Origin of the sequence: Neobacillus niacini, from assembly GCF_046591715.1 — a bacterium.
In the GTDB taxonomy this organism is placed as follows: domain Bacteria; phylum Bacillota; class Bacilli; order Bacillales; family Cytobacillaceae; genus Neobacillus; species Neobacillus niacini_L.
The window spans coordinates 83,320-107,581 of sequence record NZ_JAWVNQ010000001.1; the positions used below are offsets into that span (position 1 = coordinate 83,320).

At 36.7% G+C, this 24,262-nt stretch carries 25 protein-coding genes and 1 riboswitch; of the genes, 14 read left to right on the forward strand and 11 right to left on the reverse strand.

Annotation, left to right across the window (positions count from 1 at the left end; genetic code table 11):
- Window positions 1-72 precede the first annotated feature (72 nt).
- The 5 genes from SFC47_RS00440 to SFC47_RS00460 form a co-directional block, all read right to left on the reverse strand.
- A complete protein-coding gene (locus SFC47_RS00440; protein WP_411252263.1) occupies window positions 73-1,329 on the reverse strand; it encodes a DUF445 domain-containing protein in 1,257 nt (418 codons plus the stop codon).
- Window positions 1,330-1,416: 87 nt separating this feature from the next.
- On the reverse strand, window positions 1,417-2,388 hold the full coding sequence (locus SFC47_RS00445) for an AtpZ/AtpI family protein (protein WP_411252264.1): 972 nt from the start codon (window positions 2,386-2,388) through the stop codon (window positions 1,417-1,419).
- 4 nt (window positions 2,389-2,392) lie between these two features.
- Entirely contained in the window at window positions 2,393-2,779 is a 387-nt protein-coding gene (locus SFC47_RS00450; RefSeq protein ID WP_411252265.1) for a F0F1 ATP synthase subunit B, read from the reverse strand.
- A gap of 205 nt (window positions 2,780-2,984) precedes the next feature.
- The gene (gene atpB, locus SFC47_RS00455; protein WP_411252266.1) at window positions 2,985-3,698 is read right to left on the reverse strand and encodes a F0F1 ATP synthase subunit A; all 714 of its coding nucleotides are present in this window, start codon (window positions 3,696-3,698) and stop codon (window positions 2,985-2,987) included.
- Between the two features lie 278 nt (window positions 3,699-3,976).
- Complete coding sequence (locus SFC47_RS00460; RefSeq protein WP_411252267.1) at window positions 3,977-4,273, reverse strand: HesB/YadR/YfhF family protein; 297 nt, start codon at window positions 4,271-4,273, stop codon at window positions 3,977-3,979.
- 306 nt (window positions 4,274-4,579) lie between these two features.
- Between SFC47_RS00460 and SFC47_RS00465 the strand changes: the two genes are divergently transcribed.
- Window positions 4,580-4,915 carry a hypothetical protein gene (locus SFC47_RS00465; protein WP_411252268.1) on the forward strand — a complete coding sequence of 112 codons (336 nt, stop codon included), beginning with the start codon at window positions 4,580-4,582 and terminating at the stop codon, window positions 4,913-4,915.
- Window positions 4,916-5,035: 120 nt separating this feature from the next.
- The gene (locus tag SFC47_RS00470) at window positions 5,036-5,323 is read left to right on the forward strand and encodes a hypothetical protein (protein ID WP_411252269.1); all 288 of its coding nucleotides are present in this window, start codon (window positions 5,036-5,038) and stop codon (window positions 5,321-5,323) included.
- Here SFC47_RS00470 and SFC47_RS00475 read toward each other — a convergent pair.
- The 3 genes from SFC47_RS00475 to SFC47_RS00485 form a co-directional block, all read right to left on the reverse strand.
- Window positions 5,289-6,644, reverse strand: a complete 1,356-nt coding sequence (locus SFC47_RS00475; protein ID WP_411252270.1) for a hemolysin family protein — start codon at window positions 6,642-6,644, stop codon at window positions 5,289-5,291. The genes SFC47_RS00470 and SFC47_RS00475 overlap by 35 nt on opposite strands.
- A gap of 61 nt (window positions 6,645-6,705) precedes the next feature.
- On the reverse strand, window positions 6,706-7,107 hold the full coding sequence (locus tag SFC47_RS00480; protein ID WP_411253591.1) for a MerR family transcriptional regulator: 402 nt from the start codon (window positions 7,105-7,107) through the stop codon (window positions 6,706-6,708).
- Window positions 7,108-7,294: 187 nt separating this feature from the next.
- The gene (locus SFC47_RS00485) at window positions 7,295-8,428 is read right to left on the reverse strand and encodes a histidine kinase N-terminal domain-containing protein (protein ID WP_411252271.1); all 1,134 of its coding nucleotides are present in this window, start codon (window positions 8,426-8,428) and stop codon (window positions 7,295-7,297) included.
- Between the two features lie 198 nt (window positions 8,429-8,626).
- Window positions 8,627-8,735: riboswitch (TPP riboswitch) on the forward strand.
- 128 nt (window positions 8,736-8,863) lie between these two features.
- Here SFC47_RS00485 and thiT point away from each other — a divergent pair.
- From thiT to SFC47_RS00510, 5 genes are all read left to right on the forward strand, one after another.
- Window positions 8,864-9,436 (forward strand): energy-coupled thiamine transporter ThiT, encoded by a 573-nt coding sequence (gene thiT, locus SFC47_RS00490; RefSeq protein ID WP_411252272.1) that lies wholly within the window; start codon window positions 8,864-8,866, stop codon window positions 9,434-9,436.
- A gap of 139 nt (window positions 9,437-9,575) precedes the next feature.
- On the forward strand, window positions 9,576-9,800 hold the full coding sequence (locus SFC47_RS00495) for a FeoA family protein (RefSeq protein WP_411252273.1): 225 nt from the start codon (window positions 9,576-9,578) through the stop codon (window positions 9,798-9,800).
- Entirely contained in the window at window positions 9,800-11,806 is a 2,007-nt protein-coding gene (feoB, locus tag SFC47_RS00500; protein ID WP_411252274.1) for a ferrous iron transport protein B, read from the forward strand. The genes SFC47_RS00495 and feoB overlap by 1 nt, the downstream gene beginning before the upstream one ends.
- A gap of 19 nt (window positions 11,807-11,825) precedes the next feature.
- Complete coding sequence (locus SFC47_RS00505; RefSeq protein WP_411253592.1) at window positions 11,826-11,981, forward strand: FeoB-associated Cys-rich membrane protein; 156 nt, start codon at window positions 11,826-11,828, stop codon at window positions 11,979-11,981.
- Window positions 11,982-12,083: 102 nt separating this feature from the next.
- Window positions 12,084-12,539, forward strand: coding sequence for a helix-turn-helix transcriptional regulator (locus SFC47_RS00510; protein WP_411252275.1), 456 nt, complete (start codon window positions 12,084-12,086; stop codon window positions 12,537-12,539).
- A gap of 448 nt (window positions 12,540-12,987) precedes the next feature.
- Here SFC47_RS00510 and SFC47_RS00515 read toward each other — a convergent pair whose 3' ends face one another.
- Window positions 12,988-13,899, reverse strand: coding sequence for a nuclease-related domain-containing protein (locus tag SFC47_RS00515; RefSeq protein ID WP_411252276.1), 912 nt, complete (start codon window positions 13,897-13,899; stop codon window positions 12,988-12,990).
- A 181-nt stretch (window positions 13,900-14,080) separates the two neighbouring features.
- Between SFC47_RS00515 and SFC47_RS00520 the strand changes: the two genes are divergently transcribed.
- The 4 genes from SFC47_RS00520 to SFC47_RS00535 all read left to right on the forward strand — a co-directional run bounded on the left by SFC47_RS00520 (window position 14,081) and on the right by SFC47_RS00535 (window position 17,587).
- Complete coding sequence (locus tag SFC47_RS00520) at window positions 14,081-16,108, forward strand: transglycosylase domain-containing protein (protein ID WP_411252277.1); 2,028 nt, start codon at window positions 14,081-14,083, stop codon at window positions 16,106-16,108.
- 427 nt (window positions 16,109-16,535) lie between these two features.
- Window positions 16,536-17,093: an RNA polymerase sigma factor SigY gene (sigY, locus tag SFC47_RS00525; RefSeq protein WP_411252278.1), complete on the forward strand. Its 558-nt coding sequence runs from the start codon at window positions 16,536-16,538 to the stop codon at window positions 17,091-17,093.
- Window positions 17,047-17,397, forward strand: coding sequence for a YxlC family protein (locus SFC47_RS00530; protein ID WP_411252279.1), 351 nt, complete (start codon window positions 17,047-17,049; stop codon window positions 17,395-17,397). The genes sigY and SFC47_RS00530 overlap by 47 nt, the downstream gene beginning before the upstream one ends.
- Complete coding sequence (locus tag SFC47_RS00535; protein WP_411252280.1) at window positions 17,390-17,587, forward strand: sigma-Y antisigma factor component; 198 nt, start codon at window positions 17,390-17,392, stop codon at window positions 17,585-17,587. The genes SFC47_RS00530 and SFC47_RS00535 overlap by 8 nt, the downstream gene beginning before the upstream one ends.
- A gap of 93 nt (window positions 17,588-17,680) precedes the next feature.
- Here SFC47_RS00535 and SFC47_RS00540 read toward each other — a convergent pair whose 3' ends face one another.
- Window positions 17,681-17,824 carry a hypothetical protein gene (locus SFC47_RS00540; protein ID WP_411252281.1) on the reverse strand — a complete coding sequence of 48 codons (144 nt, stop codon included), beginning with the start codon at window positions 17,822-17,824 and terminating at the stop codon, window positions 17,681-17,683.
- 84 nt (window positions 17,825-17,908) lie between these two features.
- Here SFC47_RS00540 and SFC47_RS00545 point away from each other — a divergent pair, with 84 nt between their 5' ends.
- The 3 genes from SFC47_RS00545 to fumC all read left to right on the forward strand — a co-directional run bounded on the left by SFC47_RS00545 (window position 17,909) and on the right by fumC (window position 23,327).
- The gene (locus SFC47_RS00545; protein ID WP_411252282.1) at window positions 17,909-19,666 is read left to right on the forward strand and encodes an ABC transporter ATP-binding protein; all 1,758 of its coding nucleotides are present in this window, start codon (window positions 17,909-17,911) and stop codon (window positions 19,664-19,666) included.
- Window positions 19,663-21,678, forward strand: a complete 2,016-nt coding sequence (locus SFC47_RS00550; RefSeq protein ID WP_411252283.1) for an ABC transporter ATP-binding protein — start codon at window positions 19,663-19,665, stop codon at window positions 21,676-21,678. The genes SFC47_RS00545 and SFC47_RS00550 overlap by 4 nt, the downstream gene beginning before the upstream one ends.
- 269 nt (window positions 21,679-21,947) lie before the next feature.
- The gene (gene fumC / locus SFC47_RS00555) at window positions 21,948-23,327 is read left to right on the forward strand and encodes a class II fumarate hydratase (RefSeq protein ID WP_411252284.1); all 1,380 of its coding nucleotides are present in this window, start codon (window positions 21,948-21,950) and stop codon (window positions 23,325-23,327) included.
- Window positions 23,328-23,403: 76 nt separating this feature from the next.
- Here fumC and SFC47_RS00560 read toward each other — a convergent pair whose 3' ends face one another.
- Window positions 23,404-23,607, reverse strand: coding sequence for an alpha/beta-type small acid-soluble spore protein (locus tag SFC47_RS00560; RefSeq protein WP_095248511.1), 204 nt, complete (start codon window positions 23,605-23,607; stop codon window positions 23,404-23,406).
- Between the last annotated feature and the right edge of the window lie 655 nt (window positions 23,608-24,262).

Sequence of the window (24,262 nt, forward strand, 5' to 3'; positions counted from 1 at the left end):
TTACCTATTAGATTGTGCATGATAGGCAATTTTTATTAAAATAGGCTATCTTGAGAACAAGATAGCCCGTTTCTAAAAAAACAATTTCACTCCAACTAAAATTAGTCCAATCAGGAAACCACAGACTGCTCCGTTTACGCGAATCCATTGAAGGTCCTTTCCAACATTGTTTTCAATCATATCAATGAGTGTTTTATTATCAAGTTTTTCGAGGTTTTCTTCTACGAGTTTTCCAATTTTGGAGTGATTATGATCCACGAAAATGGAAATCTGATCTTGAATCCAAGACTCCATACTCTTGACCTTTGTATCATCTGCCTGCAAACTTTCAATTGCATTTGATAAAAGAGGGAGGAGGTAACTTTCGTAAAAGTTTGGTTCCTGAATATGAAAACTAGCTTTTTGTTTAAGCTGATCGATAAACTCAGTAATTCTTTCCTCTAGCTGCCACTCTGAAACCATTTGTTCCTTAATTGTGTTAAGTTCCAAAGCGAGATTTTCATCGGATTTAACAGCTTGTAGTTTTGTATTTATATGGTAAAGTAAGGTTTGCCTGTTTGGGTTAAAAGGATCACTAAAGCTCTTTACACCTTTTTGTATAAGACCTTGAATAATATTTCCTAATTTTTCTTCGTTGACAATGTTTGTAAATGATTTAAGGGCAAATTGCATAAAGCCATCTGCTTTGATATTTTCAAGTGCGTCAACTGCCATCTTACCAAGTCGTTCTTTTGTACTCTCTTTTTTTGCCCAATCATCTACTTCATTTAGGATAAAATCTAAGGCTTTTTCATCGTACTTCCTATTTAGCAGTTGATCAATTGCCAGGGGAAGGTATTTACTTACGTCTATGTCTTGAAGCTTTACCTTCAATTCCCCCTCAATGACAGGTGCAAACTTTTTACTGTCAATTGATTGAAGTAAATGTTGAATTAAATTAATAACAGCATTCTTCAAATGACTCCCTTTTAGCAAATTCTTTGCCAAATTAAATAACTTCTCGGTAAATGGAATGCTTGATATTTTTTTTCTAATACTTTCTTTCGTGAGCCAATCATTTTCAAGCATTGAAATAATCGCTGCAATAATTCTTTTTCGGTTTTTCGGTAAGAGTGCTGTATGTGGTATAGGTAAACCTAAAGGATGACGAAATAAGGCAGTAACCGCAAACCAATCGGCAAGCCCCCCGACCAAACCTGCTTCAAATCCTCCTTGAAGAATTATTCCCCAAAGGGAATCCTGAAAAGGGAATGTGGCAACAAAACCAACTCCCATGACAGCTAGAGAAATCGCCGCTAAGTGCTTCGATTTATTCTTTTTCCTTGACATCTTTGAATCCCTCATTTTTTTACAAAGTTATGTTTATGTAATGCTATTATCTCAATATCGCAAAAAAAAGCAAAAAAAAACCCCTGTCTAATGAGAGGAGTTTTCCATTTTTCTCTTATTAGGTTTAATATGTGTGATTAGACCATCCAATTCTGTAATATAAAACTGTGTTTCAGGGGCATATTTCAAATAATTTTCTTGAAGTAATTGGTAATAGTTAACTCTCCGATTTGGATCAAAGCGCAGCATCGGGTATTCCTTCCGCTCCTTAACATACAAGTCTACTGCTTTTTGCACCATGTCCATCTCAGCAGCAATATTCTTATCTTTTTCCTCAAATAAATCATAGGTTTCTTTAGACATATAATAGTTTTTGGTAGGAATCCCGCCTAGAATATTAGCCAGCTGTTTAAAATCAATGCTATTATCATCCTGAACAATAATCGTACGGTATACACCTTTAGGAAGATTATCTGAAAATTGTCTCACAGCCTTGCGTACCTGATCGATTGTGACATCAATAATTGGGTACTCAGTACTTTCATTCTGTTTTCTCTGTATTTCATAATCATTTCCAGAAGTTTCTTTTGAGGGTTTTTTAAAGTATTTTTGTACCATTACGTAGCCTGTAAGTCCGCCAATTCCAATGCCAACAAAGGTAGAGATAACAGTCAGCCACGGATAAAAGCCGTAATTGGCATCCAAAAAGGAACCAAGTTTATAGAACCCAAAGACCGTTAAGGCGATTGTTAATCCAAATACCATATTTAATGATAAGGTCTTCATTAAAAAATTGGTGAACTCGTTCCAATGTTGATTGTTAAAATTGTCTTCATTGTCAAGAAATTTTCTAACCTCTTTTTTCATATCATCAGACACCTTGTTTTCTTCAAAGAAAGATTCTAAGTACTCACTTTTAGTTTTCTCATTATTTCTTATTATACATGCTGTTTTTTCTATTTTTCCTTTTGTGTAATGAATGTAAATAAATTTTTCTTCAAAACCTAATTCAAGATTTTCTGTAAATCTGCCTAAGTCCTTAGTGAATTGATGTCTCATAAATTTACGCCCCCTTACTATCTTTATGCACAAATGATTGGGAACGGAATGACCTCTCCTTCACTTCCTTTAGTATTTCTTTTGCCTGTGCTTTTGCGTCCAAAATTATTAATTGGGCTTCACGTTCACTATGCCTCAATATTTCCCTCGCATCTTTTCTTGCTTGATTTAGAACCTCTGCACTATGTTCCAGGTTTTTTTCTGCTTCCTTTTTATATTGTTCTGTTAATTGTAACTGATTCTCAATATGTTGTTTCCTGTTATCCAAGACACCCACTAACTTTTTGAAAACAAGTTTCTTTAAAATAAAAACTAAAACAGTAAAAATAAGAGCTTGATATATCATGGTTCCTAAAGAGATGGGGAGTCCAAACAGTGTAATATCACCCAAAATAATTCAACTCCTTTCCATATTATTGTTTTGTTGTCTAGATTCACACCCCTGTTCAAGGCGCTTCCGCTTTTCTTTATTGTCCAGCTCCAGCGCCTAGGGGCTCGGGGTCAATAGCCGATCCGTCAAGAAGGTTAAAAAGCAACCTTCATGCCGGCTCGACTATTGCCTGTCGCCCCTGTTCAAGGCGCTTCCGCTTTTCTTATTATGTTAAGCGGTGAGCAATATAAACCATTGTAAGTGTTACAAATATGTATGCCTGAATAGCACCGATAAAGACACAGAATGCCTGCCAAATGAGGAGAGGAATAGCAGCGAGTGCAGCAACTGCAAATCCATGGGTTATTGCACCTGCAAGGAGGGCAAGCATTACCTCCCCAGCATATATATTACCAAATAATCTAAGCCCTAAGGTTAAGGTTGTAGCAAATTGTTCCAATATATTAATGGCAAACAGGGCTTTAAATGGTTTGAAAAAGCTGAGAAAATAATGTTTAAAACCGTGCAGGCGAATGTCGATGAAATGTGTGTAGGCGATAATCATAATGGCCAGGGTCATAGTCACATGAGCATCAGCAGTAGGAGACCGCCACCATGAGACGGGGAGTTCTTCATTAGTAATGATTGAAAATGGGACACCTAGTAGATTGGCAATAAACAAATACATAAGAAGAGAAACCCCAGTTGACAGAATAAATAGATTGTTGTTAGGACCCATTGAATTGTTCATTATGTCCCTAACAAAATCCATAATCCATTCCATAAGGTTTTGCCATTTTTGTGGACTACCTTCTGAAAGGTTTCTTGTAGACAAATAGGCAATTAGAAAGACTAGGAAGGCTGCGATGGTAGTGGTCAAGATGATGGATAAATCGAAGGTCAGATTGAATAGTGCAACTTGTGGCCTAGAATGTTCCATGATGTCTAACCCCTTTCTTATAGTAGGTTAAGTAAGCATTAATGCTAAAATCATAGGAAATATTTACTAGGTGGCGCTTTCATTATAAGGCCAATTTAATATTATTGCAACATAGTTCACAATTAATTCTAAATTTTCGGAATAATGAAGTTGTCACTGTTGCAAACAATTTTAATATATAATTGTTTATACATTTTTTATTGATTGGAATAATAATAACAATGGAAAAAGGCAGCCATTAGATGGTTGCCCTTTGCTGCTGTTTTTTTGGAGGAGAACTAGTTTATTGCCAATGTATCCTTAAATGTTATTTGAATTTCATTTACTTCTTCGTTAAAAGACAAACATGTTTCAGTATCCTCGAAGAACCATACATCATTTCCTTCTACATAGAAGTTTATCCCGTTAATTTCTGTTGTAAAGCCGGCATTTGAAGGTGCTTCCCCAGAGAAGGCAAGGCTGAAGCCTTTGTTCTTTTCACCAAAACCATCATATTGAGGATACATTCTAACTGTATTGATATCGAATTCATTCGTAAACCACTTTGCAGCTTTTTCATCAATTGAAATTAACATATTATATGCACCAACCTTTTCAAAATGGTAATACCCTTAACTACGACTTTAAAACCTGAAAAATAAAAGAAATTTACGTTTCTTATGTTATTAGATTAAGACTTTTTGCTTGAATTGCATGTGACATTGTTCACAAGAAAACCTATTATATGCTTGATTTAATAAATCGTTCAAATTTCTGCAATAATCATTTGAAAAGGTGGATAATAAGAATAAAAATTCGTTCAGTATTGTTTTGGAATTTGTAACATATATAAAGTGTTAAAGATGATAAAATATACTTACTACGTAAAGGGAGTTATTACAATGGAGCATAAACTAGATAAGTTGACTGAGAACATATCTGATATTAAAACGTTAATTCATACCTTCAATAAAACCTTAGAAAATATTGAGCACAGACTTTCACGATTGGAACAAATGGACAGTATCGAGCATCGGGTGGAGGTTAACCAGATTGACTTATCAGATATAAAAGAATCACTGCAGCGAATTGAAGATGTTCAGAGTACTGTTGTCAAAGAAATAAAGAATTATTCTGGAAATGGTGAGGATATTAAATATATCAATCGCCGCCTTGATTCCCATCTCATAAAATTAGCTAAAGCTGAAGAAGAAATCATTATCTTAAAAAACAAATAATGGCAGAGAAAAAGATCAGATGATTAATCTGATCTTTCTAATGCGGCGGGATGTAACCGTTTACAATCTTATTTAAATAGTGATTTAACTCCTTTATATAGTAGTGCTAAAGAAAAAATAATGATTGCTAAAGCTCCTACAATATCAAAAACTGGACCTAAGAAACTTAAAAATGATACCGGTTCAAAGCTCATTAAGGCAAACCCGGAAAGTATTGATGCTAAAAATAAGAAAATTAATTCCATCTTAATTTCTCCCCCCTTTAGTGTAGAATATGTAACACGAGGGGGAGGTGATTGGATTCTTGGATTGAATATTACAGTTTTATTACAAAAAAAAGACCAAAATATTTTTGGCCTGATTTTTAAAGAGTCTATTGGGATAGTACTTCAGTTTGTGAAAGGCTAATTTTACTTTCGCTGGTTTCTTCATCGTTGACTTTCTTTGTTACTTCAATATATTTTATGTGATGCTCCTCCATATCGAGGATTTTAAAGCTATAGGAATCGTGATGGATAGAGTCTCCTTCTTTTGCTTCATAATTTTCAGTTAATATCCAGCCGCCGATGGTATCTATATCTTCATCTTCAATGTCGACTCCCAGTAAGTCATTCACTTCGGTCACTAGGACCTTAGAATCAATAATATAGTGATTTTCCTTTATTTTACGAATCATTGGAATTTCATCGGAGTCAAATTCATCGCGAATTTCCCCAACAATCTCCTCTAAGATATCTTCAACTGTAACAAGACCTGATGTTCCACCATATTCATCCATCAATATCGCCATATGCATCCGATCTTTCTGCATTTTGACGAGTAAATCATGGATAGGAATTGTTTCTATCACTCGAATTATCGGGCGGGTATAATGCTCAAGCGTTTTTGTTGAAAGGGTTTCTTTACTAATTAAATCTGTCACCATTTCTTTAATATTGACTAAACCAATGATATGGTCTTTATCGCCATCAATAATTGGGTATCTCGTATATTTTTCCTCACGGATTATTTGGAGAAAAGTATCCAGTGTATCATCTTTGGACAATGAGACGATTTCCGTCCGGGGAACCATAATTTCTTTGGCAATCCGGTTATCAAATTCAAAAATTTTATTTACATACTTAAACTCAGATTGGTTAATTTCGCCGCTTTTATAGCTTTCTGAAAGAATAATTCGAAGCTCTTCCTCTGTATGTGCCATTTCGCTTTCAGAGACTGGCTTAAGACCAAAAATGCTCGTTACGATACGTGCTGATCCATTTAATAACCAAATAAAGGGATACATCACTTTATAGAAGAGAATTAAAGGCCGTGACATAACTAGAGTAATCATCTCAGCTTTCTGTATAGCCAGTGTTTTAGGTGCCAGTTCTCCTACGACAACATGTAAAAAAGTAATGGTCGCGAAGGCAATCCCAATCGATAAAATGTGGGAAACACCTTCAGGGATATCCAGCCCATTTAAAAGGGGAGCGAGTAAATGCTCAATCGTTGATTCCCCGATCCAGCCTAAAGCAAGGGCAGTAATAGTAATTCCTAACTGACAGGCTGAAAGATACTCATCCAGGTTTGAAATTACTTTTTTTGCTGAAATCGCACTCGAATTACCTTCCTCAATTAACTGATCAATTCTTGAACTCCGAATCTTAACAATAGCAAACTCTGAAGTTACAAAAAAAGCAGTTAATCCAATTAAAATGGCTATCAAAACCAAGTTAAATATGTCCAAATAATTTCCCTTAGCTCGTTAAGTACGAGTTAAGGAGTCACCTCCTAGTAATTTAAAAAAATTAACTCGTTATATTCAAAAGGGTTTTTCTCACGACTGATTTTAGCATCATTAGATTACTTGTGAATTTCTCTTTCTGCAGGTCATCTAATTTTTCAACAACTGGGATTAGATCTATTAAATCATTTTGCAGCTGGTGCATTTGCTGTGTCACCGCATTTAGATGTTTCTCCACTTCTGAATCACGAATTTTTTTCTCCTTCTTCATATCTAGTTTTCTTTTAATCTCGTCTAGCGGGAAGTGTAAATTTTTACACTCCTCAATAAATTTTAAATCCATTAAGGATTCCTCAGAATACATTCGGTAATTAGATTTGGAACGTTCTGCGCTTAATAAACCAATTGATGTATAATAATCAATTGTTCGTTTAGAGACCATTGCGATTTCTGCTAATTCACCGATACGATAGACAGCCCCATCATATCACCTCGATTACTGAATTTAAAAATAATTATAGTAAATTAAAACTGTACAGTCAAACGTTCTGGTTTGTATATTGGTTGGTACCAACATTTTATGAAAAAAGTCATCAGTATATGAATCAGAAAATTATAAATTTTCAAAAATAATAATAGAAAATAAACGTCCCCTACAAAGGAGACGCTGCAATCGGCAACTTAATTGTAAAGATTGTGATATCTGGTGTAGAAAGGCATGTTAATTCACCTTTGTGTTTTTCAATAATTTCATTACATACGAATAGTCCAAGACCTGTGCCCAGTTTTTTTGTTGTAAAAAAGGGCTCAAATATGGTTTTACTCAACTCTGCAGGGATCATTGGACCATTATTGGAAATGGATAGAATGACATGTTTTTGATTCTCAATACAGCTTTTAATTTCAATAATTGGATTAGGGATTCTGTGATGATTTAGCACATCTATCGCATTAAATATAATATTAATGAGAACTTGGCGCATTTCATCAGCATACCCATAAAGGGTGATTTCATCGACTATTTCTTTCTTAATCTTTACTTTCCCATCAAGAATACTGGGATATAAGAAATTTAAAACTTCATCAATTAATTTATTTAGTTGAAACTGCTCTTTTTCTTTTCCAATCAGTTCTTTTTTAGATAAAAGCAAAAATTGTGAAATCCGAAAATTGAGCTGTTCTAATTCACTTGAAATAATCTCTAAATATTTCATATTAGGATGGTCAGCCTTTAGAAGTTGGATGAAACCCTGTATGGATGTTAACGGGTTTCTAAATTCATGAATAAAACTTGATGTCATTTGTCCGAGAAGTGTTAATCGATCCTGATGAGTTGAATCAATAAACATTGTTTTTTCTTCAATGATTTTGTTCTTTGCTTCTGTATAGTGTGTTACCGCATAATATAGGAATTTATCAAAACAAAAGTTTATCTTATTAATCGATTCCTGCAGGTCTGCCCACTGAAGACCAGCTCTGCTTAGATAACTGTACATCACTGTCCGCCCAAGGTTAACATTATAAACGAAGTCCCCTATATTAATATTAGCCAATGCTCTTTCCTCGGAAATCTCATGAGCAGATTTTTGTATTATCGCTAATAATTCTTCTTCACTCATTTTATGCATAGTAAGGATAATATTAAATAAAGCTATTCCATTTTCACGTATTTTCTCTTTATAGGGATCCCCATTAGAAATGATGATTGTGCTTTCCCACTCTCGTATCAAATCATCTCTTTTCTTATCAAATAAGTCTAAAAGCTCCATTTGTACTTCAGATAACATCACTGTTTCCTCCTAAAGACATTCCGAACTAACTAAAAGATAATTCGTGAAAACAACTGAAAATCCTTTAAATATAAATTGGTAAATAATATCAAATTTTCTGTTATTCATGAAAAGTCACTATAATTATACCATGAAAAAAGTTTAACCTTGTAAAAATCCTATAAGAATAGTATATTTGTGTAGAAATTAATTAAATATTTCCACAGGGGGAGCTGCTTATCAAGCGGCTGAGAGTGAACGTTCGAGTTCTGACCCTATGAACCTGTTAGTTAACGCTAGCGTAGGGATGTGGTTTGCCAACTTTTAAAGCTGACAATGCAGACAATCCTATCCGGCCTGCATTGTTTTTTTATTTTTAAGGCGCCATATTAATTCTTAGGAGTAATACCTGTCGAACGTTCTCCAATATACAAACAAATAGGGGGAACTTGTATGGAAAAGAAACGCAGTAATACTTTATTTTTAGTGGAAGTGGCCGTATTCTCAGCACTTGCATTTTTATTGGATTTTGTATCGGGGCTGTTATCCTTTAAGATTTGGCCGCAGGGTGGTTCCGTATCAATTGCAATGATCCCGATTTTTCTAATGGCATTTCGCTGGGGGGTAAAAGGGGGAATTTTGTCTGGATTCCTATTAGGTTTACTTCAATTTATCCTTGGATTTTCTCAAATCTATACATTGCTGCAAGGAATTATCGATTATGGAATTGCTTTTTCAGTGGTTGGTTTAGCGGGTATATTTGCATCAAAAGTGAAAAAATCTCTTAATCATAATCACAAAAGCTGGATTACTTATGTTGTTCTAGGGACATTACTGGGAAGCGCACTTAGATATCTTGCCCATGTCTATTCGGGAATCGTATTCTTTGGGGAATATGCACCTGCCGGTCAGCCTGTAGCTGTTTATTCCTTTGTGTACAATGGAACATACATGCTTCCAAGTTTTATTGTAAGTGCAATTATCGTAATCCTTGTCATTAGCGCAGCTCCAAAAAAAATGATATAAGTTGAAAAATAGAAAAGTCTGTGACTTTTCTATTTTTTTTTCGAACTTTTGTCACAGAATAAGCTATTTTTCAATGGTAAAATGAGGTTATAAATATAAAGATAATCATTCTCAATTAAATTACGATAGGGTGATATGGATGTTCAGTTCCTTCAAAATAGGTGAAAAGGGGAAAATAATAAATATTTCTAAAGTCGGACGTCTCGTACAAAGAAGGTTATTGGACTTGGGGATAACAGAGGGATCTGAAGTTTGTGTCAAATGTGTCATGCCTTTTGGCGGACCAGTTATGATTGAGTCATGTGGACAATGTGTTGGACTTCGTCGCAAAGAAGCAAGATTAATAGAAGTGGAGAGAGTTTGATGGAAATCGCCCTTATAGGCAATCCCAATACAGGAAAAACATCATTGTTTAATAATCTTACAGGATCTTATGAGTATGTGGGCAACTGGAGTGGTGTGACAGTTGAAAAGAAAGTTGGGGCTTTCAAGAATAATATTGGTAAATTAATTGATTTGCCTGGAATATATTCCTTGAATCCATTATCAAAGGATGAAGGTGTTGTTACCACTTACTTTTTAGAAGAGTCTGTAGATAGCCTGTTAAATATATTGGATGCTTCTCAATTGGAACGAAATTTACATTTGACCCTGCAGCTGCTCGAATATGAGAAACCTGCATTGATTGGTTTAAATATGGTTGATGTCGCGAATAATCGCGGCATTGAAATTGATGTAGGTATATTATCGCAAATTTTAGGTGTGCCTGTGGTTCCTGTGGTGGCTAGAAGTGGTAAAGGCTGCGATCATTTAATAGAGGTAATATCAGCAAGTTCAAATAAACCAATGGTAAAAAAACATGTTTACTATGGAAAAGCAATTGAGGAAGCTATAACTAAATTAAGTATGGAACTTATTGGAAAAACAGACCATTCACCAAGATGGCTTGCCATACAATTATTTGAGGGAAATGAGTATGTTAATCGATACCTTTCGGATCTTTTGGAACCTAGTAAACTTGTTTCACTGGTTTCAAAATTAGAGTCAGACGTAAAACAAGAGTATAGTCAGGTAAAGTCACTAGCAAGCTGCATCTATATGAAAAGAAAAGAAGTAATTGAAAAAATACTAGAGGCATCTGTTCAAAAGGTAGGTACAATTGTACCGTTGTCTGAAAGAATTGACGCTATCGTAACCAACCGCTATTTAGGAATGCCAATTTTTTTAATATGTATGTATTTAATGTTTATGCTCACCTTTGATTGGCTGGGGACTCCATTATCTGATGTATTGGATGGAATATTAACAGGACCTATGACAGCAGGTTTTGAAAAACTTCTGGATGCGATTAATGCTTCAGAGTTTATTCATGCATTGATTATTGAAGGACTAATTGCCGGTGTTGGCGGAGTACTGGTATTTGTTCCGCAGATATTTATTCTCTTCTTTTTTATTTCCCTTTTAGAGGATTCTGGTTATATGGCCAGAGTTGCTCTCGTAATGGACCGGATCATGGAGTCCGTTGGGCTAAATGGAAAGGCATTTATTCCAATGATGATTGGATTTGGCTGTAATGTCCCTGGGATAATGGCTGTAAGAACGATTGAAACACCAAGAGAGAGACTCATGACCATTCTGTTGACCCCGCTCATGTCATGTTCTGCACGCCTTCCCGTGTACGCATTATTTGTGGGAGCATTTTTTGCCGCTCATAAAGCTCTAGTGGTATTGAGTCTATATGTACTAGGTATTGTTGTCGCGTTAATACTAGCCAAAATATTTACGAAAACATTATTAAATTCAGAAACTTCATTATTCGTGATTGAATTACCGCCATATCGTCTCCCGCAGATTCAATCCCTTTGGCGAAGCACCTGGGATAAGGGGAAGGGGTTTGTTAGAAAAGCAGGTACCTTCATCTTTGCTGGCTCCGTTTTCATTTGGCTTTTATCCTATGCTGGACCAAATGGTTTAAAAGTGGAAATGGATGATAGCTTCTTAGCGGCGATAGGGAATATCTTTGCACATGTTTTAGAACCAATTGGATTTGGAACCTGGCAGGCTGCTGCCTCGCTAATCACAGGTTTCTTAGCTAAAGAAGCTATCATATCAACTATGAATATTATTTACTTTGTCCCAGAAAATGCGAGTCTGCAAGGTTTATTGAGTGATTTTTACACACCGCTGGCTGCCTATAGCTTTATGGTTTTTATACTATTATATATTCCATGTTTAGCAACTGCGGCAACCATTTATAAAGAAACAGGCTCAAAGAAATGGACTGCATTTTCTATTGCGTACGCATTATTTATTGCATATGTTTTATGTTTGGTCATTTACCAGGGCGGTAAATTGTTTGGCTTAGTTTAAAATGAGGAAGGTGGACCGTATGATAGCAAATATCATCATTGGCACTGCAATATTTGGTTATGCAGCTTGGGCTTTAGTGAAGTTCATCAATAAATCAAAAAAGGGAAAATGTGCGGCGTGTGATCTCGAAAAGTCTTGCTCGAGTCAAAGTCAATGTGGGATTCCTCCTAAATAAACGCTAAAACTGCTATCATTAAAACGATAGCAGTTTTTTCTTTTCAATATAAGGCAACTTGTGTAAAATTACACTAGTAGGTTTTTGAAAGAAGGTCTTAGCATGAATAGAGAAGAAATCATTATGCTAGTTTCAGATAAATTGCGTTTGATACGTACAGAAGCAGGCTATACCCAAGATAAAATGGCAGAAATCATTGGTGTCTCTAAGAAAACACTGGTCCAGATTGAAAAAGGAAGGGTCCTTGCAGGCTGGTCTACTGTCGTAACGGTATGTGCATTATTTAGAGAAACAGAAACGGTCCAATTTCTATTTGGGAGCGAACCGCTTGAAGTCTTAGAGACCGTTGCCCGCGAAGGAATTGACTATCGAAAAATGAAAACATTTGGAGGAAGAATCTGGTGGCGTGAGGTTTCACGGAAAAATGGATTTATCCTGCAACAGAATATCCTTAGCAAGCATTTTCGAATATTAGATGACAAACATTATCGGGTTTACAGCAGCTTTGATGAAAAACAATCAAAAATCCGCTTTAAAGAAATAACAAAGAACGAATAAAAAAAGCATTCGAATTTTTTTCGAGTGCTTTTTCTTTGTTCGTGTAGATGAGAGCCCGTGGACCGCAAAAAGGAGCGGTGGAGGTCGCTCATAAGGGAGATGAGAGCCCGTGAACCGCAAAAAGAAGCGGTGGCGGTCGCTCATAAGATGGATGAGAGCCCGTGGACCGCAAAAAGGAGCGGTGGAGGTCGCTCATAAGATGGATGAGAGCCCGTGAACCGCAAAAAGAAGCGGTGGCGGTCGCTCATAAGATGGATGAGAGCCCGTGGACCGCAAAAAGAAGCGGTGGAGGTCGCTCATAAGATGGATGAGAGCCCGTGGACCGCAAAAAGAAGCGGTGGAGGTCGCTCATAAGATGGATGAGAGCCCGTGGACCGCAAAAAGGAGCGGTGGAGGTCGCTCATAAGGGAGATGAGAGCCCGTGTACCGCTAAAAAAAGCAGAAGCAGTCACTCATAATAAGTCCATTGCTTACATCCAACAGTTTTATAATGTTTCTGAAGGATTCTCCGAATCGTTTTCTTAGAAGCTATCATTTTACACCAATCATAAACAATATTAGTCGTAACTTTGAGTGTTGGAAAAAGTAGCTTGAACTCTTCTACACTACGTATAATTGCTGATTGTACCTCCTCCTCATAACCGCAAGTCTTACATATAAGTATTCGCTCGTTCCATGTATTAATAAATGAATTGCATTTAGCACAAGTAATTCCTTTTTGTAGTGAATGATATTCGTAGGGAGGTAATTTTGGATAGGGAGATTCAACTTTGTGATCTGATATTAATTTGTCAGCAAGTTTCTGCTGCTTCCCATTTAAGTTAGATATTTTTGAATTAAGTTTATCCATAAAACTGCTATGCTGTGGAGGAAAAATAATCGATTCATTTTGGGGAGCTTGATATAAGAAGAACTTAGGATTGACAAAAACTAGAAAGGGAACAATTCGAAAATGAAACCCATTCTTTTTGAGATATTGTTGAAGCAAAGTTTCAGATCTTTTTACCTGATGCAAAGGGTTAGTTATAGGTTTTTCGGTACCATATAGATAAAATTCACCGTCCCCGTATAAATAATTGCCTTCATAATTCTTAACTTCACAGGGGAAAATCGTATCTTGAATGATTAAGGTGGAGTCAATTTGAAATTTTGAATGGTTAATTTCGAGCATTAAATCGTTTACAATTACTATTTCATTATTGAGGTTTGCGGCTGTCAAATTGTCAAAAGCCACTTCTCCTTCATATCCTTTCTTCCAATATAAATACTGCTTCAGGTCTTCTTCCGTCAAACCCATTCGTGTGTTTAGATATCCCATTAATGTTATTAAATCAGATTGTGTTCTTGGTTTTAAGGACATACTCCATCTCCTTTAATTGAGGGTATAACCTTATAATATAAAAAAATTTTCAATGATAATGTGACAAAATATCTACAAATGTAGATTTTTTACACTTTTATCCACAAAATTGGTTAATTTTTACCTTTTTTGGGAAAAAGAAAATGATGTCCTTCATTTCTTTTATTTACAAGGAGGCAATATGAAAAAGGTAGTGAATAATTGGAAACGCTGGCATATGAATCAAGTCATGGTGCTATCGTTTTCCCTTTTAGTATTGGGGTTTTTAGGTATCGTATATGGCTATTCAATGGATGCAGATATTTCTTCACTTAAGAATGAGCTCCCCCAGGCAACCGTATTTTATGATTTGAATGGAGAGGTTGCTAGTAAAGTATCAGCGAATAAAAATGAAGGTGTCCCAATCAATCAGGTACCTGACTCTATGAAAAATGCCGTTATTGCAATAGAGGACCGCAGGTTTTATGAGCATCATGGCGTCGACTATATCGGTATCTCAAGAGCACTGATAAGGGATATAAAAGCTGGTGGAATGGTAGAAGGGGGCAGTACCATTACCCAGCAATTGACCAAAAACACACTGCTTACCACTCAAAAAACATTAAAGAGAAAAGTAGATGAAGTATTTCTAGCCATGCAAATTGAACGGCAATACAGCAAACAGGAAATTCTTCAAATGTATTTAAACCAAATATATTTTGGTGATGGTGCTTGGGGGATAAAGCACGCAGCACATAATTACTTTGGAAAAGATGTCAAAGATCTATCGATTAGCGAATCGGCATTGCTCGCAGGTCTGATTAAAGCACCTTCTGCTTTAAATCCCTATCATCACTTAGAGAAAGCAACACAACGGAGAAATCTTGTCTTAGCCCAAATGAAGAAACAGGGTTATATAACGAATCAGCAATTTGATCAAGCATTGAATGAAAAGGTAATTTTAAATGATAAAGGTGGAGACCCGTTCAGAGGGAAGTACCCTCACTATGTTGACCAAGTTTTTGAAGAGGCGATTAATGTATATCATTTATCCCAAGATGAGTTATTAACTGGAGGATATCAGATTTATACAGAGCTTGATTCCACTATGCAGAATGCTATGGAGAAAACTTATCAAAAAGACGATTTATTCCCAAAGGATACTGATCAAATGGTCCAAAGCGGCGGGATATTACTTGATCCCAAAACCGGAGGAATCAGAGCGATTGTTGGTGGTCGCGGAGAGCACACATTTAGAGGATATAATCGGGCAACTCAATTAAAGGCGCAGCCTGGTTCATCTATTAAACCGCTTGTGGTATTTACTCCTGCCCTTGAAAATGGCTGGAAAATTACCGATATGTTAAAGGATGAACCAATGAGCTTTGGTGAGTATGAGCCAAGCAATTATAACCATGAATATGCAGGGGAAGTCCCTATGTATGAAGCAGTGAAGGATTCAAAAAATGTCTCAGCTGTCTGGTTATTGAACGAAATTGGAATTGAAAAGGGGGTAGATTCGGCCAAACGTTTTGGGATACCACTTGAAAAGGGTGATCGCAATCTATCCCTTGGACTCGGAGGCGTAGAAAAAGGAGTATCTCCGTTAATTATGGCTGAGGCTTATTCTGTATTTCCAAATAATGGGGTCCGAATGAATGCCCATGTTATTAAAAAGATTGTGGATGCAGAAGGAAATATCGTTGCAGAATGGAAGGAAAAAAAGGAAAGAGTTACTACCAAAGCTGTAACCAATAAAATAAACACAATGCTGCTCGGGGTTGTTGAACACGGTTCTGGAAAAAACGCGCAAATTCCAGGAAGAGAAATTGCTGGGAAAACAGGCTCAACACAGGTTCCGATTGAAGGAATTAAAGGTGTCAAGGATCAATGGTTTGTAGGTTATACTCCACAATTAGTTGGCGCGGTTTGGGTTGGTTACGATAAAACCGACGAAAAACATTATTTGACAAGTACTAGCAGCGCTGGTGCAGCTATTGTATTTCGTGAAGTCATGAAGGAGATTTTAAAAGATATGCCTTCAACCAGCTTCAATGTCCCGCACATAGATGGATTGATGCAAAAGAGGCAAGAAGAAATAAAAATGAACCGAGAAACACTGGAGGACCATTTTAATAAAGGTACGAAAAGATGGGAAGAAAAATGGAGAAAACAAAAAGAAAAGTGGGAAAAGCGCTGGAAAAGAATAGGTCCTAAAATGAATCATTAATGGTAAGGCACGAACTTATTCGTGCCTCCTTTTTGTTGTACAACACTGGACCTTAAAAAGTAAAAATTAATCATATGAGTGCCCGTTAATATATTTTAAATTAAATTACGGGTTCTCATCGGCCTTATGAGTGCCCGCTACTATACTTTATAAAAGGAAACGGGTTCTCATCACCCAAATGAGAGCCCGCTGCTGCACTTTATAAAAGGAAACGGGTTCTCATCACCCAAATGAGAGCCCGCTGCTGCACTTTATAAAAGGAAACGGGTTCTCATCACCCAAATGAGAGCCCGCCCTTGTACATATTTGTGTTAAAATTTTAATATTTATCAAAAATATTATAAAATATGAACGAAATTATTACTTTCACGTCTTATACATATACAACAAAAAGAGGGATTGATGGGGGAAAGAGAGGACAAGTGTGATGGATCCGTTAATAAAAAGCGCAAAAGAAGGGGATCATCTTGCATTTGCTTTAGTTTTTAAAGAAAATTATCCGTTTCTTGTAAAGTATTTAATGAAAATTACAATGAATCCAGATATGGCAGAGGAACTTGCACAAGAAACAATGGCAAAATGTATTCAAAAAATTCATCTTTATAATGGTCAAAGTAAATTTTCCACTTGGCTGATTTCCATTGCTACCAATGCTTACATCGACCAATGTAGAAAACAAAAGAGAGAAAACAAGTGGAAAGGACAGGAAGAAGTTTATCGAAAGTTGAGATGGCATTTTGAAAGTCGAAATGAGGAATGGAACGACGCGTTAGAAGCACTAGGTAAATTACCAGTAGACGTTCGAGTTCCCATTGTGCTGAAGCATTATTATGGGTACTCATATGATGAAATTGGTGCATGGATGAAAATTTCTTCAGGGACAGTGAAATCAAGAGTTCATAATGGAATTTTGGCAGTTAGAAGGGAGCTGAAACTAGGTGAAGAAACAGAAGGTCGTCATACTCGACAACGAACAACAAAATAAACATGACTTGGATGCTATTCACAAGCTTCAAGATGGGTTAAGCAAGGTTGATCAATTCCCTGTCTATACTCCGGATCTGCAGTGGTTTGAAACAATGGTAATAAACGAAAAGGAAAATAGTAAAAGAAAATTAATGAAAGAACTTTCCTTATTTCTAACGATTGCCTTAGTTATCTTAAGTGGAATCATTGTTTCTTTTTATCAAATGCCAGTTGTTTTTCTCTTTATTCAAACCATTACTTCGGTTTTTATAGTTTTCTACACAATTACTGGGTTTCGTAAGAAGGTGAAAGTCAATGAGTAATGAATTATCACCCGCTGTAATAGTTATCGTTGCATCTATCCTTTTACTGCAAAGTATCTTTTTATTTTTAGATGCCAGGAAACGCAACCACAACTACTGGTTATGGGGGATTGTCGGTCTCATTCAAGCTCCCATGCCGACATTATTTTATTTATTATTTATTCGTAAGATATTTCGAAAAAAAGGCTGAATAAGCAGATAAGAAAATTCTGAAAAATGGGAATTGACATTTAAATGAACTGGTGATACTCTAACAAAGGATGAAAAAAAAGGAAATGGAGGGTTACGAAATGATTGTATTAAACAGTACTTTATCAGTAATTGAATACTTGAATGTAACCTGCCCATCATGAACTTTTTTTAATGAATCCGTTTGTTCATAGGTGATAAACAAAACACAGGTTGCGTTCTTTTCCGTACGTAACATGTGTTTTTTTGTCTCTTTTTTAGTTTTGAGGCATGCTGCACGATTGCGGCATGCCTTTTTCTTTTTGTACAGGGGGGAAACAGGATGTTTTCAGTTTTAAAGAAATTAAGTTGGTTTTTTAAAGAATATTGGAAGCGCTATGTCATTGCCATTTCCTTATTAATCCTAGTTGGGATATTGGATGTGGTGCCGCCTAAATTAATAGGAATGGCCATTGATGATATTCAAGTTGGGGAAATAAGTAATGAAAAAATAGTAAAGTATGTTGCTTATCTAATAATCATAATGGTTTTCTCCTATGGAATCACCTACGTTTGGATGTATAAATTATTCGGCGGTGCCTTCCTTGTTGAGAGGAAGTTAAGATCGAGTTTTATACAGCATTTGTTGAAAATGTCACCTGCTTTCTATGAGAAAAATCGAACCGGTGATTTAATGGCGAGAGCAACAAATGATCTAAAAGCAATATCTATCACTGCTGGGTTTGGAATATTGACGCTGGTTGATTCAAGTGTCTGGATGCTTACACTTATTATTACCATGGGGATATTAGTAAGTTGGAAGTTAACCATTGCGGCAATCCTTCCACTGCCAATTATGGCATATATCATGCAAATTTACGGAAATAGAATCCATAAGCGATTTATGGAAGCGCAGGACGCGTTCGGGGAATTAAATGATCGAGTTTTAGAATCGGTTGCAGGTGTTAGAGTGATCCGTGCCTATGTTCAGGAAGAAGCAGATGGCAGGAGATTCCATCAATTAACAGAAGATGTCTTTCAAAAGAATATTAAGGTTGCAAGGATAGATTCGTTATTTGATCCAACAGTTAAAATACTAGTCGGCCTAAGCTATATGATTGGTCTGGGCTATGGAGCTTATTTAGTTTTTAATCAGGCTATAACATTAGGGGACCTAGTGGCCTTTAATGTTTATTTAGGAATGTTAATCTGGCCGATGTTCGCGATAGGTGAACTAATTAATATTATGCAGCGAGGCAATGCATCCTTAGATAGGGTAAATGAAACTCTCTCCTTTCAGGAAATTGTGGAGAATCCCTCAAAGCCTATAATCGTTGAAACTCCAGAGCGAATAGATTTTGAAAAGGTTACATTTCGATATCCTTCATCTAAGGAGGATAATTTAACGAATATTTCAGTAGAGCTTCAAAAAGGGCAGACGTTAGGGATTGTTGGAAAAACCGGCAGTGGGAAAACAACACTTATTAAACAGCTATTAAGACAATATCCGCTTGGTACGGGTGACCTATCCATTTCGGGTGTACCACTTAAAGAACAGACACTGAGTCAAGTTCGAGAGTGGATTGGTTATGTACCTCAGGACCATGTCCTCTTTTCAAAAAGTGTAAAAGAAAATATTCTTTTTGGGAACAGTGAAGCAACTGAAGAAGAGCTGGAGAAAGCCATCGACTTATCTGCATTAAGAAAGGATTTAGAAATGCTTCCTGAAGGGTTAGAAACACTTGTGGGCGAAAAGGGAGTTGCACTTTCAGGCGGCCAGAAGCAAAGGATTTCAATAGCACGTGCACTAATAAGAAATCCGGAAATTCTTATTCTAGATGATTCCTTGTCTGCTGTTGATGCAAAAACAGAAAAGCGAATTATTGACAATATTCGTGAGATCCGGAAAGACAAAACAACGATTATTACGACACACCGTATGTCAGCTGTTCAGCATGCAAACCAAATTGTTGTTCTTGAAGCTGGTCGAATTATTGAAAAAGGAACTCACGAACAGCTGCTGTCTGAAGATGGCTGGTACAAAGAACAATATTTGAGGCAGCAAGTAGAAAATAATTTTGAAGAGGAGGTGACGGCATGAGTACAGGCCGGCGATTAACACAGTATGCCTTAAATTATAAGAAAATTATTATTGCGGCATTATTCATGCTGAGCATTTCCGTAGTTACTGACTTAGCAGGTCCTTTCATTGCAAAAAATATTATCGATGAACACATTTTAGGAATCGAGTCACTTTGGTATGAAACTACAGAGGGAAAAAACACTGCAGAATATAACGAGAATTTTTATAAAAAAGAAAAAAACTTCTCCAGCAATGAAGAAAAGGGGAAAGAAATTAGAATTCTGCAGGTTGGAGCAAAGTTTGTCATTGTGGAAGGACAGCTCAAATTCGATGGGAAAAGAACATTTTCCAATGGGATATTAGGCATCCAAAAAGGAACAGAGCAGGCTGAATATAAAGCAAAGGAACTAACCAATAAAGAGCTAATGGCGTTCTATCAACTCGAGATCCCAGGGATTATCAAACTGCTGATTATGAATTTCTGTCTTTTAGTGATTTCAGCGCTTTTTCAATACGGTCAGAGGTTTATGCTGCAAAAGTCAGCGAATCGAATCATTCAAAAAATGCGGGAGGATGTATACGGACAAATCCAACGGCTTCCAATCAAATACTTTGATAACCTCCCAGCTGGGAAAGTGGTTGCCAGGATTACGAATGATACGGAAGCGATACGCGAATTATATGTAACGGTATTAGCCCAATTCTTTACCAGTGCTATATATATCACAGGAATATATGGTGCTCTATTTATTCTAGATGTGAAACTGGCAGCAATTTGTTTGTTGCTCCTGCCAATCCTTTATGGATGGATCATATTTTATCGAAAATTTGCTTCAAAATACAATCATGTAATCCGTTCGCGAATCAGCGATATTAATGCGACTATAAATGAATCAATTGGCGGCATGAGTATTATTCAAGCCTTTAGAAGAGAAAAAGAGACACAAAAGGAATTTGAAAAGCTTAATACTGAACACTTTACGTATCAAAACAAATTATTAAGCCTGAATGCTTTAACTTCTCATAATTTAGTAGGTGTTCTTAGAAATCTCGTATTCGTTGCCTTCATTTGGTATTTTGGGGGCCAGTCATTAGACCCGGCTTCTGTGATATCTCTCGGTGTGCTATATGCTTTTGTTGACTACATTAATCGTCTTTTTCAGCCCGTACAGGGAATTGTTAATCAATTAGCCAATTTGGAAACGGCCTTGGTTGCAGGTGAAAGAGTATTCAAGCTTATGGATGAACCAGGAGAGAATGTAAGTGAAGAACGAATTGAAAGATTTCGCGGAAATGTACAATTTGATCATGTGTCGTTTGGATATAAAGAGGGAGAGTATGTCTTAAAAGACATTCACTTTGATGCTAAACAAGGGCAGACCGTTGCACTTGTTGGACATACCGGTTCAGGAAAAAGTTCGATTATGAATCTGTTATTCCGTTTCTATGACTGTCAAAAAGGCAAGATCCTCATTGATGGTAAGGATATTGCCAGTATTCCACGACAAACGATTCGAAATCATATGGGGATTGTCCTGCAGGATCCATATTTATTTACGGGTACGATTGCTTCTAACGTAAGTCTCAGTGACCCCTCGATTACGCGGGAGATGGTGGAAACGGCCTTAAAGGATGTTGGGGCAGATAAAGTCTTTAGAAACTTGGAGAATGGATATGATGAACCTGTCATTGAAAAGGGAAGCACCCTTTCTAGCGGACAGCGCCAGTTAATATCCTTTGCCAGAGCGCTTGCGTTTAATCCGGCAATATTAATACTTGATGAGGCAACTTCTAGTATTGATACGGAAACAGAGGCGATTATCCAAGAGGCTATGGATGTCTTGAAGAAAGGCAGGACCACCTTTATTATTGCACACAGATTATCCACCATTCGAAACGCTGACCAAATCCTTGTTTTAGACCGCGGGAAAATCGTAGAGCGCGGCACTCATGATGAATTGATGTTAGTAAATGGCAAGTATTATCAAATGTATGAACTTCAAAAAGGTAAAGCTGCGGAGGCTGGCTGATAATTCACAAAAATGTCACAAACTCACTGTTAACCTGTTATTTTTATCACATATAAAATCTTTTTATTATGATACTTTTAATTTGTTTAAGCTTTTTCATAATAAAGGGGTGGATGAGATGGCAGATTATTCAATTGTGAATGTTATTGGCAGTATCTTAATACTTTCGTACTTTATCGGATATATCGTGATTAAACATTAAACTGCAGACAAATGTCTGTAGTTTTTTTCTATTTATTGGGTATATATGATAGTGAGGTGAGTTATTGATGGAAAACTATAGAACAGAAAGAGATACACTAGGTGAGATAAAGGTTCCAAATGATAAATTTTGGGGGGCACAAACACAGCGCAGTCTTCACAACTTTGATATTGGTACTGAAAAAATGCCGATTGAAGTCGTGTATGCACTTACTTTGATTAAGAAAGCTGCTGCAATGGTCAATCAACAATTGGGAAAATTAGATGAGAATAAGATGAAAGCAATCATTACAGTTTGTGACCAAATTCTTTCTGGAAAATATAACGGACATTTTCCACTGGCTGTCTGGCAAACAGGAAGCGGTACTCAAACCAATATGAATGTGAATGAGGTTATTGCTAATCGGGCTAACGACATATTAACAAGTCAAGGAAGTAAAGAACGAGTTCATCCGAATGATGACGTCAATATGTCGCAGAGTTCAAATGATACATTTCCTACAGCCATGCATATTGCCGCCTACATAAAGTTAACACAGAATTTACTTCCTGCTATTGGTGAATTAAAAGCCACCTTTTTAAAAAAGGAAAAGGCATTTCAGCATGTGGTGAAGATAGGAAGAACTCATTTGCAGGATGCGACACCGCTGACTTTTGGTCAAGAAATAAGCGGCTGGAGAGTTATGCTTGAAAAGGCAGAAAAAATGACTGTAGACGGAAGCAGTTATTTACTGGACCTTGCGATTGGCGGTACTGCAGTTGGGACGGGAATAAATGCTCATCCTGAATTTGGGGATAAAATGGCGGAACAGCTATCAACATTGTCGGGTTACACCTTTAGGGCATCTGCAAATAAATTTCATGCGTTAACAAGTCATGATGAAATTGTCTTTGTTCACGGTGCCTTAAAGGCACTGGCAGCAGACTTAATGAAAATTGCCAATGATGTCAGATGGCTGGCAAGCGGACCAAGAAGCGGGATAGGGGAGGTTACGATACCGGCTAATGAACCGGGCAGTTCCATTATGCCTGGAAAGGTAAATCCCACCCAAAGTGAAGCATTAACGATGGTTGCCTGCCAGGTTTTTGGAAATGATGCAGCCATCGGCTTTGCGGCAAGCCAGGGCAATTTTGAATTAAATGTTTTCAAGCCGGTGATTATTTACAATCTGATTCAATCAATCACTCTCTTAACAGACAGCATTCGTTCCTTTAATGAAAAATGTGCGATGGGGATCGATGTGAATGAAGAAGCAGTAAAAAAGCATGTTGAGCGATCTTTAATGCTTGTGACTGCATTAAATCCATATATCGGTTATGAAAAAGCCGCCGAAATTGCCAAGTTAGCCTACAAAGAAAATAGTACTTTAAGGGAAGCTGCTGTAAAAACTGGATATGTTTCTCCTAAGCAATTTGATGAATGGGTTAAACCTGAGAAGATGGTCTAATCCATTTGAAAGCCCCCTCCAAGAGTGGAGGGGGCTTTAGCCATATTATTTATTTTTTACTGTGTTTACTTAAAGATTAGCGTTGGAATCCGCCAAGTTGTTGCTCTGCCATTGCTACAAGACGCTTAGTGATTTCTCCACCAACAGAACCGTTAGCACGAGAAGTTGTGTCTGCACCTAGATTTACTCCAAATTCTGTAGCAATTTCATACTTCATTTGTTGAAGTGCTTGCTCCACTCCAGGTACTAAAAGTTGATTAGAGTTGTTGTTACTAGCCATAGTTGAATAACACTCCTCTTAATAATTTTGGGGTCAGTATGGAATTGAACCATTATGGTTAAGATAACCATTGCCACCTTGGCCTAACCCATTTTAAAAATAAGATATTGGAGCTGCTTTTCACTTTCCTTTGTGAGGCTGGGTTAGCCGGACTTGCACCGGCTTAAAGACCCTTAAGTTGTGAAATGATATTTCATTTTCACTTGGTAACCCATCGATTTAATGTTGTTGCTTGCTTTGTAATATTATTATGATTAAAAATGGACAACTTATTCGGTTGATTTTAATGGTAATTTATTCCACTACATACTGCTGTAATAGTAACGCAAACTAAAGATATACCATAAATTAGAGGGTGAATGGGAATGCCGATATGCCCAATATGCAACGGATTACGTGATATATCACAAGTATGCACACATTGCGGGGAACTAATGTTAGAAAGCGGAAGGTTAATGGACTACTATGATGATTATAGTCCCTATATGGAAATTGATTTAATGAAGATGGAAGATGGTTATCCGGACACGAACTCAGGTGGGAAATGCCCACATTTATATCAATGTCCCTCCTGTCAAAAGGATGAGGTAATCTTTATAAAAGAATAAATTTATACACGAAAAACGGTCCCAGTGTAAGTACTGGGACCGTTTTC

Excerpts from the sequence above, each read along its gene's own strand:
- SFC47_RS00440 (WP_411252263.1), bottom strand. The coding sequence starts at position 1,329 with ATGTCAAGGAAAAAGAATAAATCGAAGCACTTAGCGGCGATTTCTCTA.
- SFC47_RS00445 (WP_411252264.1), bottom strand. The coding sequence starts at position 2,388 with ATGAGACATCAATTCACTAAGGACTTAGGCAGATTTACAGAAAATCTT.
- atpB (WP_411252266.1), bottom strand. The coding sequence starts at position 3,698 with ATGGAACATTCTAGGCCACAAGTTGCACTATTCAATCTGACCTTCGAT.
- SFC47_RS00460 (WP_411252267.1), bottom strand. The coding sequence starts at position 4,273 with ATGTTAATTTCAATTGATGAAAAAGCTGCAAAGTGGTTTACGAATGAA.
- SFC47_RS00465 (WP_411252268.1), top strand. The coding sequence starts at position 4,580 with ATGGAGCATAAACTAGATAAGTTGACTGAGAACATATCTGATATTAAA.
- SFC47_RS00470 (WP_411252269.1), top strand. The coding sequence starts at position 5,036 with ATGATTGCTAAAGCTCCTACAATATCAAAAACTGGACCTAAGAAACTT.
- SFC47_RS00485 (WP_411252271.1), bottom strand. The coding sequence starts at position 8,428 with ATGTTATCTGAAGTACAAATGGAGCTTTTAGACTTATTTGATAAGAAA.
- thiT (WP_411252272.1), top strand. The coding sequence starts at position 8,864 with ATGGAAAAGAAACGCAGTAATACTTTATTTTTAGTGGAAGTGGCCGTA.
- SFC47_RS00495 (WP_411252273.1), top strand. The coding sequence starts at position 9,576 with ATGTTCAGTTCCTTCAAAATAGGTGAAAAGGGGAAAATAATAAATATT.
- feoB (WP_411252274.1), top strand. The coding sequence starts at position 9,800 with ATGGAAATCGCCCTTATAGGCAATCCCAATACAGGAAAAACATCATTG.
- SFC47_RS00505 (WP_411253592.1), top strand. The coding sequence starts at position 11,826 with ATGATAGCAAATATCATCATTGGCACTGCAATATTTGGTTATGCAGCT.
- SFC47_RS00510 (WP_411252275.1), top strand. The coding sequence starts at position 12,084 with ATGAATAGAGAAGAAATCATTATGCTAGTTTCAGATAAATTGCGTTTG.
- SFC47_RS00515 (WP_411252276.1), bottom strand. The coding sequence starts at position 13,899 with ATGTCCTTAAAACCAAGAACACAATCTGATTTAATAACATTAATGGGA.
- SFC47_RS00520 (WP_411252277.1), top strand. The coding sequence starts at position 14,081 with ATGAAAAAGGTAGTGAATAATTGGAAACGCTGGCATATGAATCAAGTC.
- sigY (WP_411252278.1), top strand. The coding sequence starts at position 16,536 with ATGGATCCGTTAATAAAAAGCGCAAAAGAAGGGGATCATCTTGCATTT.
- SFC47_RS00535 (WP_411252280.1), top strand. The coding sequence starts at position 17,390 with ATGAGTAATGAATTATCACCCGCTGTAATAGTTATCGTTGCATCTATC.
- SFC47_RS00540 (WP_411252281.1), bottom strand. The coding sequence starts at position 17,824 with ATGTTACGTACGGAAAAGAACGCAACCTGTGTTTTGTTTATCACCTAT.
- SFC47_RS00545 (WP_411252282.1), top strand. The coding sequence starts at position 17,909 with ATGTTTTCAGTTTTAAAGAAATTAAGTTGGTTTTTTAAAGAATATTGG.
- SFC47_RS00550 (WP_411252283.1), top strand. The coding sequence starts at position 19,663 with ATGAGTACAGGCCGGCGATTAACACAGTATGCCTTAAATTATAAGAAA.
- fumC (WP_411252284.1), top strand. The coding sequence starts at position 21,948 with ATGGAAAACTATAGAACAGAAAGAGATACACTAGGTGAGATAAAGGTT.
- SFC47_RS00560 (WP_095248511.1), bottom strand. The coding sequence starts at position 23,607 with ATGGCTAGTAACAACAACTCTAATCAACTTTTAGTACCTGGAGTGGAG.